Genomic DNA, 12420 nt, shown 5'->3' with positions numbered 1-12420 from the left:
TTTGTCCTGTCTTTTCTTTCCACCTCCGACCATCCCCCTTGGCCCCTGACGAGGAAAGAGACGAAATCCGCGAAAGCTCTTTGGGCTCCCAACCGAGGCGGAGGGGAAAAAGCGAAACACGTTTTCAGCGTCCAACTCTGAGAAGCTCCCTGAATCGACCACTTTTGGACGCGGTTTCGCTTTTTTCCCGGAGCCGGGCAGTGATACCCCCAGCAGGGAGCCCAAGAAGCTACAGCGATTTCGTCTCTTTCCTCGCCACACCAAAAGCGCCGATGAAGGGGCTTTTAAAAAACAATCAACCCCAAGCCCCATCTGACTCATCCTGCCACGAACACCGCATTTCTTCTTTCACTTTCAAAAAAATGCTATTCAGCAGCTTGGCAGACGAAAAAGGCTCATTCCCCTCGGAGCGCCGAGGGAAAACCAGCCTTTTTCTGTCAGTTCAATTGCCAGACGGTTCTGTCCACTCATCCCGTAGCAGGGAGAAGATCAGCAAGTCCACAAACTGACCGTTCGACTTTTCATACTGGCGCAGCAAGCCTTCTTCCACGAAGCGCAATTTGCTTAGCACACGGATCGAGCCGCGATTGTCAGGCTCGACCTTGGCCTCCACCCGGTTTAGCCCAAGCTCTGAAAAGCCGTAGCCGATGACGGCGCGGACGGCTTCCGTGGCGTAGCCTTTTCCCCAGTAGGGAGAGCCGAGATCGTAGCCAATTTCTGTCCGGCCGTGCTCGAAATCAAACGAATTGAAGCCACAGGAGCCGACCATCTCTCCCGACTCCTGCAAGACGATCGACCAGCGGATTGCCTGATCCTCCGCACACAGCTTGTTGATGAGAAAAATCATGTCCTCCGCCTGCTTGATGCGGGTCATGGACTCGATGTTCATATGCTTCGATACGTTTGGATCAGACCAGAAGGAAAACAAGGCGGGAGCGTCAGCAGGCTGCATCGGCCGCAGCAGCAAGCGCTCCGTGGTGATGGTGTTGATCTGCATAAACGAAGCCTCCAGGTAACTCAAGTTTGCTTGCACCTGATTTGTCTGTAGCCTACGACAACAAGGAAAAGGGAGCGTTGCCCAGCCAATAAAAATCCAGGCTGGTCAACAGGATGCCCCATAGCATGAGGGCAGAACCAATCGCGAGCGCCAAACAAGTGAGCAGCTTCCACATTCCATAAACCGAGCGTTTTCGCAAGCTGAACCGGCTCCATAACACCATCCACAGCCCGACGAATGTCTCGACGTGCTGCAAGACAGGGGAGGCGACCAGCACGAGCAAACCAGTGAGCGAGCCTAACAACAACAGCTTTGCAGTGTGAGTCATTTTCGAGTCCTTTCCCGTTTTCTCTCGCATGGAAGACGCAAACCCTTTTTGCAATCAGGCTCTTGTTCGCAAAAAAGGCTGCTATAGATATAGCTTGAAACGGATTGGCAAAGTAACGATAGTCCTTTATGGAAGAACGCTTGTTGCCGTGAATGCATGCCAAGATCGCATGGGGACGATGCCGATCGACTCACAGGCTTTTCGGAACACAACACTCTTTACGAAAAGAGCATACAATAAAGCAGGCCGAATGGAAAGGATATACAGATTTTTATCAATCATCAAACGAGATGGCTGTCTGTTCAAAAAAAGGACATCCCGCCCACGCATGGTGGATGGAATGTCCTGTTCTTTTGCCAATCGGTGCAAGCCGGTTAGATCACCAGGCTAAGCCCCATGATTAAAATGATCGCGACGACTGACAAAATCGTCTCCATCACGGTCCACGATTTCAGTGTATCTTGCACCGTCATGTTGAAGTATTCCTTAATCAGCCAGAAGCCGGAGTCGTTTACGTGCGACAGGATCAGGGAGCCTGCGCCTGTTGCCAGTACCAACAGCTCAGGGCTTGTCCCCGGCACTTGCAGGGCGATTGGACCGACGATGCCGGCTGCGGTCATCATGGAGACGGTCGCAGAGCCGGTCGCGACGCGAATCAACGCTGCGATCAGCCAGCCGAGGAAAATCGGGGAGATCGCGGACGCTTTGGCCAGCTCGGCGATGTAGTCGCCAACGCCACTGTTCAACAGCACTTTGTTGAACGCGCCGCCCGCACCGATCACGAGCAGGATGGTTGCCGTAGGAGCGAGGCAGTCGTTCGTAAATTTGAGAATGTCGTCTTTGGAAAAGCCGCGGTTGTAGCCGAGCGTCCAGAACGAAATGATAACAGCGATCAACAGCGAAGTGATCGGGCTGCCGATGAAGTCAGCCCATTGGCGCAGCATGTCTTCCTTCGGCAAGGTCACGTCTGCAACCGTTGCCATCAGCATCAACAGAACAGGCAGGAGAACGGTAAAGACCGTAATGCCGAAGCCCGGCAGTTCGCGCTCGTCCTTTGGCTCTGCCAATTGCGAAGCGAGGTCAGGCGAGATGCTCGTTTTGACGCGTTTGCCAATCCAACTGCCGTAGAGCGGTCCGGCAATGATCGCGGAAGGCAGCGCGACGATGATCGAGAGCAGGATCGTTTTGCCGACATCGGCCTGGAACAGATCAACGGCCGCCATCGCCGCTGGGTGCGGCGGCACAATGCCGTGTACGATGGACAAGCCTGCGACGAGCGGAATCCCGATTTTCAACAGCGAGACGCCTGTCTGTCTGGCGATTGTGAAGACGAGCGGAATCAACAGAACAAAACCTACCTGGAAAAAGACCGGAATCCCGACGATAAAGGCGACGAACATCATTGCCCAGTGTACATTTTTTTCGCCAAACAGGTTAATCAGCGTGCGGGCGATGCGTTCGGCTCCGCCTGATTCTGCCATCATTTTTCCGAGCATGGTGCCCAGCGCAAGGACGATGGCGATGAATCCGAGCGTTCCGCCCATCCCGTCCTTGATCGAGTCGACGACCTTGACGAGCGGCATGCCGGACGCGATTCCGACAAATCCGGCGGCGAGCAGCAGGGCGACAAACGGATTCACCTTGAAACGCGTAATGAGAATGAGGAGGAAAATAATGGATAGTAACGTAATGAGAAGTGGCATGAAAGACCCTCCTTATGGTGTCTCTAGTTGGTCAACTGCTTTTGGAACTTGGCGATCAGCTTGTATTCCTCAAGCAAGTTGTAGTAGACGCGTTCGTAAATGTAAAACAGTTCCAGATACATGCTGGATCGCTCCAAATCCGGCTCGTGCCGGTGGGAGATGTGAATCATCTTTTTCACATCGCGCAAGTCGTCGAGGGCGCCGAGCGCGTGCATCGCCAGCAGGGCAGCGCCGAAGCTGGAGCTTTCATGGCTCTCGGGAATGAGCACCTCGTAGCCGAACATGTCAGACATGATCTGCCGCCATTCTTTGGAGCGGGCAAAGCCGCCCGATGCGCGAATTTCCTTGGCTCCGCCTGCCAGGTCGCGAAGCGCGATGCCAATGCTGTAGACGCTGAACAAAATGCCTTCGAGCACGGCGCGGATGAAATGCTCGCGCTTGTGATGCAGCCCGATGCCGAAAAAAGAGCCGCGCGCCTGCGAATTCCAGTACGGAGCGCGTTCCCCGGACAGGAAGGGGAGGAAGAGCAGCCCGTCTGCGCCAGCGCGTACGTTCTCTGCTGCCTGGATCATGACGTCGTACGGGTCGACGCCAAGCTGCTTCGCTTTTTCCACTTCCGGCCAACTGAACTCGTCGCGGAACCAGCGCAGCATGATGCCGCCGTTGTTGGATGGCCCGCCGATGACCCAATGCTTTTCCGTCAGCACGTAGCAGAAGGTGCGGCCTTTCGGATCGGTGATCGGCTCGGGAACGACGGTTCTGACGGCACCGCTTGTCCCGATCGTGATCGCGACCTGGCCGTTTTCAATCGCTCCGATGCCGAGATTGGCCAACACGCCGTCACTGGCCCCGACGACAAACGGCGTATCGGGGTCAAGCCCGATTTCTTCCGCATAACGCAGCTTCATTCCCCGCAGGATATGGGTAGTAGGCACAGGCTCGCTCAAGTGCTGCTTGGTGATGCCAGCGACGGTGAGCGCCTGCTCGTCCCAGTCCAGCTTGCGCAAGTTGAACAGCCCGGTGGCGGAAGCGATCGAGTAGTCCACGACGTACTGCCCGAACAGCCGATAAATCACGTATTCCTTGATGGAAATGTACTTGGCTGTCTTCGTAAACGTCTCCGGCATTTGCTCCTTGAGCCACATCATTTTCGGCAGGGGAGACATCGGATGGATTGGCGTGCCAGTGGCGAGGTAAATCTGGTGGCCGACGCCGTCTTCCTTGAGCCGCTCCGCCTGCGCCGCGCTTCGGTTATCCGCCCAGATGATGCTGTTCGTCAGCGGATTTCCGTGCGCATCGACGGCAATCAGGCTGTGCATCGCAGTAGAGAAGCCGATCCCGCCGATTTCATGCTTTTCGATGTCCGCCTGTTCAATCGCTTGCTTCAGCGCCTGAATGACAGCGGCGAAAATCGTTTCCGGGTCCTGCTCCGCCCAGGAGGCTTTCGGAACGAGCAGAGGGTAGTCGATGTTGCCCGTCCCTCTGACGGCACCGGAAGGCGTGAAGACGATCGCCTTCGTGCTGGTTGTCCCGATATCAAGACCGATAAAGTAGGTTTGTTTCATGTCTGTTCACCCTTTTTGGATACGCTTTCAACCGAGTGGCTTGGTGATAACGCGATTATAGCGAAATTTTTTTCATTTGTTAATATAAAAGAAAAAAATTATTTCAAATTTATCTACACACCTGTAGTATTGCCAAAAAAAGCCGGAGGGTGGACAGAAAATCCGGCTCAGCACCATGGTGGCCTTTTTCCCGCTTTTTTAGCAGAGGGGCAAAAGAAAAACGCCTGATTTACAGGCGTTTGAGCGAGATCGCTTCGCGGATATGCTGAATGTTGGCAATGGTGTCGTCCTGCCGGCGCAGCGATACCGCCACGTACAGCAAATCGATCAGGCAGAGCTGGGCGAGCCGGGAAGACAAGGCTTCTGTGCGAAAAACGGTTTCTCTGGAAGTGGTGTACAGGCACATGTCGGCCTGCCTGACGAGCGGGGATTTGCCGTAGCTCGTGATCCCGATCGTTTTCGCCCCGCGCTGTTTTGCCACTTGCAGGGCGGCCAAAATATCTTTGTTGGAGCCGGAGTGGGAAAAGCCGACCGCGACGGCGCCCTCAGACAAGAGCGAGGCCGACATCACCTGGTAGTGGGCGTCGGAATGGTGAATACAGGGGATGCCTGTCCGCATGAACTTGTGGTAGGCGTCTTGGGCGATCGCCGCCGAGCCGCCAGTGCCGTAAAATTCGATCCGGGTAGCATGCTCCAGACAGTCGACAATTTTTAAAAGCTCTTCTTTGTTCATAATTTGCAAGGTATCGCGCAACGTTTCCAGGTTGGCGGTGAAAATTTTTTCCGCGATCGAGCCGATGTCGTCGTCATCGAGGTTGATCTCCTGGTAGATCGATTGTTTCGGGTTCGTCACTTCGCTGGCAAGCGCGATTTTGAACGCCTGGTAGCCGCGAAAGCCGAGCCTGCGGCACAGGCGGAACACGGTCGCGTCCGCACATTGGCACTGGTCAGCCAGCTCGGTAATGGACAGATGAACAATTTTGCTGGCGTGTTGCAAAATGTAGTCGGCGATTTGCTGCTCCTTGCCGCTCAGTTGCGTGTAGATGGCGCGCAACTGCGCAAGCACGCTCGCCGGAACGTGTGGTGTCGTTTCAGCCATGAATCGGTACCTCCCAAAAAGTGGCGCTGTGCCGTCTATGTAGCGAAAGCTTGTCTGTGTCCAAGCGCAATCGGGCAAGCGAAAACGTTTGCTTTCTGTTAGTATAAGGAAAATGGCTGTCCAATTCCTAGTTTCGAAAAAATTTTCTTCTTTTATGATGAAAGATGAAAATTTTTATCATATAATACGAGATAACGGAGATTACCCCAAAGGAGTGACGTACGCGAATGAAACTTGCGATACTCGGTTTAGGCAAAATGGGTTACAACCTGACGCTCAACCTGCTGTCCCACCAGCATGAGGTAGTGGCTTACGATGTAGACAACAGCCGCGCAGAGGAGCTCGGCCGCGAAGGAGCAATTCCGGCTGCTTCCGTGGAGGATGCGGTGGCGAAGCTGGAAGCGCCGCGCGTCATCTGGCTGATGGTTCCGGCGGGCGAGATCGTGGATCAACTGGTCGACCAGCTTTCCACCATGCTCGCGCCAGGGGACATCGTGATCGACGGCGGCAACTCGCACTACAAGCAGTCGGTTGAGCGCTACGAGCGGTTGAAAGCAAAAGGCATTCACTTCCTCGACGCGGGGACGAGCGGCGGCATGGAAGGCGCTCGCCACGGGGCATGTATGATGATCGGCGGGGATCGCGAGGCATTCGCTCATATCGAACCGATGATTCGCGACATCAATGTGGACAAGGGCTACCTGTACACAGGCGAAGCGGGCAGCGGTCACTTTTTGAAAATGATTCACAACGGCATCGAGTACGGCATGATGCAGGCAATCGGCGAAGGCTTCGAGGTGCTGGCGAAAAGCCAGTACGATTACGACTTCGCGGAAGTGGCGCGCGTGTGGGCGAACGGCTCTGTCATCCGCGGCTGGCTGATGGATTTGACCGAGCGCGCTTTCCGCAAAGACGCGAAGCTGGACGATATTCGCGGCGTCATGCACTCGTCCGGGGAAGGCAAATGGACGCTGGAAACCGCCCTGGATTTGCAGGCGGCCACTCCGGTTATCGCGATGTCGCTGCTCATGCGCTACCGCTCGCTTGACGAAGACACGTTCCATGGCAAAGTCGTAGCCGCGCTGCGCAACGAGTTTGGCGGCCACGCGGTGGAAAAAAAATAACCCGATGCTCGACAAAAAGGATGGCGGCAAAGCCGCTCTCTACAAAGGAGAGGCTTTGAGGCTCATCCTTTTTTTGCGCGGCTTTCTTGTCGCTTCCGTGGAGCTCTGATACAATGCCGTCATATTGATTGAAAATGATTATCATGCGCAACATTTGGGAGTGAACGCGATTGTTTCATACACAAGTTTTGCAGCAGGTCATGGCGTACATGGTAGCGCACTACCGCGAGGAGATTAACCGCGAGATGCTGGCGCGAATGGCAGGGATGAGCGTCTGGCACTTTTCCCGGGTTTTAAGCAGCAGTTCGGGATGAGTCCCTCCGATTATTTGAGCCAGATTCGCATCAACCGGGCCAAGGAGCAGCTTTTGACGTCGCGCGCTCCCGTCAAGGAAATCGCCGCGCAGGTCGGGTTTGCCGATGAATTTTACTTCAGCCGCAAGTTCAAGAAAACGGTCGGCACGGCGCCGTCCGCGTTTTTGGGCAGCAAAAAGTCGCACATGGCGATCATGAACTTTCCGTATGTGGGGCATTTATTGGCATTGGGCGTTGTGCCGAGTATCGGGGTGTACGACCAAAACCGGGACCGGCATCGCCGCGAGCTGCTAGGGGCCAGGTTGCACTACCCGCTCAAGCGGACGAAGCGCTTTGAAGCGCAACTCGCCGACTACAATTTGCAGGCGCTGCGCGAGTCGCGGCCGGAGCTGATCGTCTGCAGCGATTACGACAGCGAGGCGTACGGGCTTTCCACCATGCAAAAAATGGGGCCGACCGTGGTCATTCCGTGGATCTACGTAATGGCCGAGGTCGGCCTGGCGACCTGGCTGCCGACGTACTTGGTGCAGGTGAGAGGGCTTGCCTTGACGGAAGGAGCCTTTTACTTGTCCGGGTTTTATCTCGTCTTCACGATAGGGCGGTTGACGGCGCACAGGTGGATCGGGCGGATCGGCCAGGAGAAGGCGGTGCTGCTGTGCTCGCTTTCCGCCATTGTGGCGCTTGCGCTCGCCATCGCGGGGAGCAGCGGCACGCTCGGCTTTTTCATCGCCTCTGGCATCAGCTTCGCGGCGATTTTTCCGACGATTGCCGCCATCGCCTGCCAGCTCTATCCCGCGCACACGGGCAAAGTTCTCGGATTTTTGTTCACGCCCTCCGGCATCGGCTCCCTGCTCGCGAACGCAGCGATCGGGGCGGCCGCCAGCCAGTACGGCATGGGCTTCGGCTTTTCCCTGATCCTGATTTTTCTCGCCCTCGTCGTGTGCATGGGCAGCGTGATGAATGGGAATAAAAAGAAGCACCAGCCATTGCCAGTCGAGCCGTCTCTGGAAAACGAGTGAGCTGCGCCGGGCAACTGCACAACCGCACAGCCGCGCAACCGCAAAACTGCACAATCGCACAACGGCGCAATCGCGCAATGGCGCAACTGCACAACTGCACAACTGCACAACTGCACAACCGCGCAACCGCGCAACCACGTCAGGCAATCGAACCTTTTCTACCGAGAAGGTTCTTTTTTTGCCCGAAAAATCCGGTTCGTAATACTTCTGCCCTGTTCATTCCAGGTGAAATGGCAGAAGATGGTCCTACAGCAGCTTGGGAGGAAGGAGAGAAACGAAAATGGCCATCGTCCAATTGCGCTCGGAGAACCCGGCCTTCTCGTACCTTATCAGGAAAAATCCGGCGTCCGGACTGACGCTCCGGTCGGTTCGCAAAGGCATCGCCTACGGCTGGTATTCGGAAGCCTCCGTCTACCACGTTTATTTTAAAGACGCCGACAACGAAGTATCGTACAAACAGTTTGCAGAGGAGCGGTTTGAGTACCTCAACGTGTCCCGTTACAACACGCCTTTGTTTCCGCTCAACGCGATCAATGAATTTTTTTCAACGCCGATGAAAACGCGTGACGAGCGCGACGTCGAAGGGTACACGCACACGTTTTTCATCAACATGATCCACATCGAGCTGGTGCGCTACATCGAGTTTTTCCAGAAGCACGTCCCAGACTTTTCGTTCGACATCCGGCATCACGCCCATAAAAGCTACGCCTTGACCATCCGCACGCAAAAAAGCTTGTACGACCTGCTGCATGTGGCGAGCGTGCTCTGTTTGTTTCTCGCTACGTTTGGCAAGGAGCATCTCGACATTTCCGAGAGCATTCTCGACAAATACATCAAGAGCATCAACGCGATGGATGCCCCGTTTTACATTCGCAGCCTGTTCGCGCGCCAGTTTCTGAATCGGCGGGAGCATTTTCGCAAGTACAAGTCGCAGCTTGAACAGACAGAGCGGTACGCGATTCAGCTCGAATATGGCAGCACCGGATTGCAGCGGAGAAACTTCATCGCATCAAAGCTTTCTTTTGCCCGGCCGATTCTCGACGTCGGCTGCGGCGAAGGGTTTTACGCCTTGCCGTTTGCCGCGAAGCTGGCGCATTGCTACTACGCCGTCGACATCGACGAAGAGCGGCTGGCGCTGGTCAACCGCAAAGCGGCGGCGAAAGAGGTCGACAATATCGTCCTGTTTCCGTCTGTCGATGCCTTTTTGCACGACTACAACGGCGAGCAGGTCGAGATCGTTTTGACCGAAGTGATCGAGCATATGAGCCAGGACGAGGCGCGGGCGCTCATTTTGCAGTTGTGCCGACAAGTCGATTTCGAGCGCTTCATCATCACGACACCGAATGCAGACTTTAACCCGTACTACGAGCTGGCCGGGTTTCGCCACGACGATCATCAATGGGAAATGGGCCAGGCCGCTTTTCAGTCGTGGATGCACGAAATTGTGCAGGAAGCCGCCGTCCAGGCGGAGTTCGTCGCAATTGGCGACCGGGTGAACGGCCTGCCGACTACCCAAGGGGTCATTTTCAGAAAAAGGGGACGTAACTGATGCGCATTTCCACACAACTGCACACGATCTTCATGCTCGTCGGCCCGACCGAATGCGGAAAAACGACCTTTGCCACAGAAGTGCTGATTCCGCAGCTTCGCATCGAGGACGCGGCCAGACAGCTCAAGGCGAATGTGGCGTACATTTCCTCGGACGACTTGCGGCAGGAGCTGCTCGGGCATGCGTACGACAAATACGATCAGGTCATGCTGGAGGCGAGCGAGCAGGCTTTTTCGCTCCTGTTTGAAAAGCTGCGCCTCGTCACATCGTTTCCGATCAACGCGCCGTTTGTCGTGGTCGACACGACGGGCCTCGCCGAAGACTTCCGGGCCCGTGTCTGCGAAATCGCCCGCGAAAACCATTACAACCTGGAGGTCATCGTATTCGACTACCGCAAGCGCGAGGACTACTACGCCTCCGAACGGTCGAAAAAGCTGATTACGAGCCACATTCTCCGGCTGAAAAAGGAAGTGTTGCGCGCCTTGTCCAAAGAAGGGTACGCGAACATTCACCGCATCCGCGCCAAAGATTTTTACGAGCCGGCGGAGGCAAAAGCCAACGAAGCGTACCAGGTCGTGATCGAAAACAAAGCCGATTATTTGGCGACGATTCTTATCCCCGACACTCGCTACATCATCATCGGCGACGTGCATGAATGTGTGCACGAACTAAAACGGTTGCTGGCCGCCCACGGGTACCACCTCGACAACAACCGGCTTGTGGTCACAGACAAGGTGCGCAACACCAAAGTCATTCTCGCGGGCGACTGGATCGACAAAGGCAAGCAGACCCGCGAGATCATCGAGTTTCTGTACGACAACCAGGAGCATTTTTTGCTGGTGCGGGGCAATCACGAACATTTTGTCTACCACTTTTTGCAAGGAAAAATCAAAGGAGTCGAGCCAGAGCTGCTCGCTACGTATTTCGATTCGATCGCTGTCTTGCGCGACGATTTGCTGCTGCAACAAAAGTTCAACCATTTGTGCGCGGTTTCCCGGCCTTTTTACCGTTGCATCGCGCTTGCGAATCCGTCCTACTACGTCACCCATGCCCCGTGCCAAAACAAATACATCGGAAAGCTCGATGCCGTTTCCGTGCGCCAGCAGCGAAACTTCCGGCTCGATCGATCCACTTCTGTCGAAGAGCAGCTCGGCTTTTTGCGCGAGGAAGCGGTCGGCAACCATCCGTATCACTTGTTCGGCCACATCGCGGCCAAACAGGCTTTTCGCCTGAAAAACAAGCTGCACCTCGACACCGGATGCGTACAGGGCAACGCGCTGACCTCTGTTGTGATGGGGCACAAGCCTTTGTACAAGACAGAGCGCTCTGTCCATGCGGCGCTTGTGGAGGAGTTGCCGAGCTTGTTCCAGGAACAACGGCACGTCTCGCTGCAAGACCTGGCAGAAGAAGAGCTGCGCCGCTTGCACTACTGCCTGCACAACAAGATCAACTTTATTTCCGGGACGATGCCGCCAGCGGACAAAGACGAAGCGGCAGGCGAGCTGGAGTCGCTTTGGGCGGGCTTGCGCTATTTTGCGGAGCGCGGAGCCAGGCAGGTCGTGCTGCAACCGAAATACATGGGCTCCCGCTGCAATCTGTACCTCCATCGCGAACTGGCACATTGCTTCGCCGTCAGCCGCAACGGCTACAAGATCACGCAGGTTGACTTGACGCCGATTTACGCAAAGCTTTTGGACAAATTCGGTCCGTACATGGAAGAGCAGCAGGTAAAAATGCTGCTGCTGGACGGAGAGCTGCTCCCGTGGCGGGCGATTGGCGAGGGATTGATTGAAAAGCAGTTCAAACCGATTGAAAAAGCGCTGCACAGCGAGCTGTCCTACTTGCAGGAACACGGATTTGAGCAGGCGCTCCGCAAGCTCGTTGACGAATACGAGGCCAGCGGCTTTGAGCAGGACCAGTTCCATCTTGCCAAAAGCGCTTTGACCGAGAAGTACGGCTCCACCCTCTACCAAAACTACAAGCACGTTCGCGAAATCAAAGAAACGCTCGTTCCCATCGAGCAGCAGATGGCTGCGTATGCTACGTATGAACAGCAGCTCGCACTGTACGGCGAGCCAGGCGAGCTGGAATACAAGCCGTTTGCCGTGCTGAAGCTCGTCTACGAAACGGGGGAGGAACAGTTGCCGGATTGGCGAACGTCGGAGATGTATCGGTTTGTCAGCGAGGATGACTGCCTCGTAGTCGATCTGGACGAGGCGGATGCGTATGAACAAGCCGCGCGCTTTTTCGCGAAAACGACGCTGGAGCAACAGATGGAAGGAATCGTCATCAAGCCGGAAGTGCCAAACGAAAAGACGGTTCCGGCGATGAAGGTGCGCAACTCCGACTACTTGTCGATCATTTACGGCTACGATTACCGTTTTCCGCACAAGTACCGCAAGCTGATGAAGCAAAAAAACATCGGCCAAAAGCTGCGGACGGCGATGAAGGAGCACGAATTGGGCAAAAGCATGCTGCTCGTCAAGTTCGCGGACATTTCGCCCGCGCACGAGGCGTATCAGCAAACGGTCGCGACGATGCTGTTCGAGGTCGCACAGGAAAAAGAGATCGACCCTCGGTTGTAGGGATTTTTTCATACGGGGGGATCGAGCTTCCAGAGGGGGAAGCCCTCGTAAAAGAGGCCAAAGGCGAGCAGCAGGAACAAAAACCAGATCACCAGCCGGAATTTTTAATAAAAACGCTTCATGCTTTCCTCCAGAGC

The 12420-nt window shown here is 55.3% G+C and carries 10 protein-coding genes; 5 read left to right on the top strand and 5 right to left on the bottom strand.

Going from position 1 to position 12420, the window contains the following annotated elements; all coding sequences use genetic code 11:
- Positions 1 to 442: 442 nt before the first annotated feature.
- The 5 genes from BA6348_RS15540 to BA6348_RS15515 all read right to left on the bottom strand — a co-directional run bounded on the left by BA6348_RS15540 (position 443) and on the right by BA6348_RS15515 (position 5692).
- Positions 443 to 997, bottom strand: coding sequence for a GNAT family N-acetyltransferase (locus BA6348_RS15540; RefSeq protein ID WP_122953505.1), 555 nt, complete (start codon positions 995 to 997; stop codon positions 443 to 445).
- Between the two features lie 52 nt (positions 998 to 1049).
- On the bottom strand, positions 1050 to 1325 hold the full coding sequence (locus BA6348_RS15535) for a hypothetical protein (RefSeq protein ID WP_238504068.1): 276 nt from the start codon (positions 1323 to 1325) through the stop codon (positions 1050 to 1052).
- A 374-nt stretch (positions 1326 to 1699) separates the two neighbouring features.
- Positions 1700 to 3028 carry a GntP family permease gene (locus BA6348_RS15530; RefSeq protein WP_005831180.1) on the bottom strand — a complete coding sequence of 443 codons (1329 nt, stop codon included), beginning with the start codon at positions 3026 to 3028 and terminating at the stop codon, positions 1700 to 1702.
- 23 nt (positions 3029 to 3051) lie between these two features.
- Positions 3052 to 4593 carry a gluconokinase gene (gntK, locus tag BA6348_RS15525; RefSeq protein ID WP_007786511.1) on the bottom strand — a complete coding sequence of 514 codons (1542 nt, stop codon included), beginning with the start codon at positions 4591 to 4593 and terminating at the stop codon, positions 3052 to 3054.
- Between the two features lie 229 nt (positions 4594 to 4822).
- Complete coding sequence (locus BA6348_RS15515; protein WP_005831176.1) at positions 4823 to 5692, bottom strand: MurR/RpiR family transcriptional regulator; 870 nt, start codon at positions 5690 to 5692, stop codon at positions 4823 to 4825.
- Between the two features lie 227 nt (positions 5693 to 5919).
- On the opposite strand from BA6348_RS15515, the gene gnd reads away from it, so the two are divergent.
- The 5 genes from gnd (at position 5920) to BA6348_RS15490 (ending at position 12283) form a co-directional block, all read left to right on the top strand.
- Complete coding sequence (gene gnd, locus BA6348_RS15510; protein ID WP_005831865.1) at positions 5920 to 6816, top strand: phosphogluconate dehydrogenase (NAD(+)-dependent, decarboxylating); 897 nt, start codon at positions 5920 to 5922, stop codon at positions 6814 to 6816.
- A gap of 170 nt (positions 6817 to 6986) precedes the next feature.
- Positions 6987 to 7130 carry an AraC family transcriptional regulator gene (locus tag BA6348_RS15505; RefSeq protein ID WP_005831866.1) on the top strand — a complete coding sequence of 48 codons (144 nt, stop codon included), beginning with the start codon at positions 6987 to 6989 and terminating at the stop codon, positions 7128 to 7130.
- On the top strand, positions 7127 to 8149 hold the full coding sequence (locus BA6348_RS15500) for an MFS transporter (RefSeq protein WP_122953504.1): 1023 nt from the start codon (positions 7127 to 7129) through the stop codon (positions 8147 to 8149). The genes BA6348_RS15505 and BA6348_RS15500 overlap by 4 nt, the downstream gene beginning before the upstream one ends.
- Before the next feature lie 280 nt (positions 8150 to 8429).
- Positions 8430 to 9698, top strand: coding sequence for a class I SAM-dependent methyltransferase (locus tag BA6348_RS15495; protein ID WP_122953503.1), 1269 nt, complete (start codon positions 8430 to 8432; stop codon positions 9696 to 9698).
- Positions 9698 to 12283, top strand: a complete 2586-nt coding sequence (locus BA6348_RS15490) for a metallophosphoesterase (RefSeq protein ID WP_122953502.1) — start codon at positions 9698 to 9700, stop codon at positions 12281 to 12283. Before BA6348_RS15495 ends, BA6348_RS15490 begins: the two co-directional genes overlap by 1 nt.
- Positions 12284 to 12420: the final 137 nt, after the last annotated feature.

The sequence above is a fragment of the Brevibacillus agri genome, from assembly GCF_004117055.1.
In the GTDB taxonomy this organism is placed as follows: Bacteria; Bacillota; Bacilli; order Brevibacillales; family Brevibacillaceae; genus Brevibacillus; species Brevibacillus agri.
The sequence above is the reverse complement of the archived record's forward strand: the minus strand, read 5'-3'. Positions and strand labels throughout refer to the sequence as shown.

Excerpts from the sequence above, each read along its gene's own strand:
- BA6348_RS15540 (WP_122953505.1), bottom strand. The coding sequence starts at position 997 with ATGCAGATCAACACCATCACCACGGAGCGCTTGCTGCTGCGGCCGATG.
- BA6348_RS15535 (WP_238504068.1), bottom strand. The coding sequence starts at position 1,325 with ATGACTCACACTGCAAAGCTGTTGTTGTTAGGCTCGCTCACTGGTTTG.
- BA6348_RS15530 (WP_005831180.1), bottom strand. The coding sequence starts at position 3,028 with ATGCCACTTCTCATTACGTTACTATCCATTATTTTCCTCCTCATTCTC.
- gntK (WP_007786511.1), bottom strand. The coding sequence starts at position 4,593 with ATGAAACAAACCTACTTTATCGGTCTTGATATCGGGACAACCAGCACG.
- BA6348_RS15515 (WP_005831176.1), bottom strand. The coding sequence starts at position 5,692 with ATGGCTGAAACGACACCACACGTTCCGGCGAGCGTGCTTGCGCAGTTG.
- gnd (WP_005831865.1), top strand. The coding sequence starts at position 5,920 with ATGAAACTTGCGATACTCGGTTTAGGCAAAATGGGTTACAACCTGACG.
- BA6348_RS15500 (WP_122953504.1), top strand. The coding sequence starts at position 7,127 with ATGAGTCCCTCCGATTATTTGAGCCAGATTCGCATCAACCGGGCCAAG.
- BA6348_RS15495 (WP_122953503.1), top strand. The coding sequence starts at position 8,430 with ATGGCCATCGTCCAATTGCGCTCGGAGAACCCGGCCTTCTCGTACCTT.
- BA6348_RS15490 (WP_122953502.1), top strand. The coding sequence starts at position 9,698 with ATGCGCATTTCCACACAACTGCACACGATCTTCATGCTCGTCGGCCCG.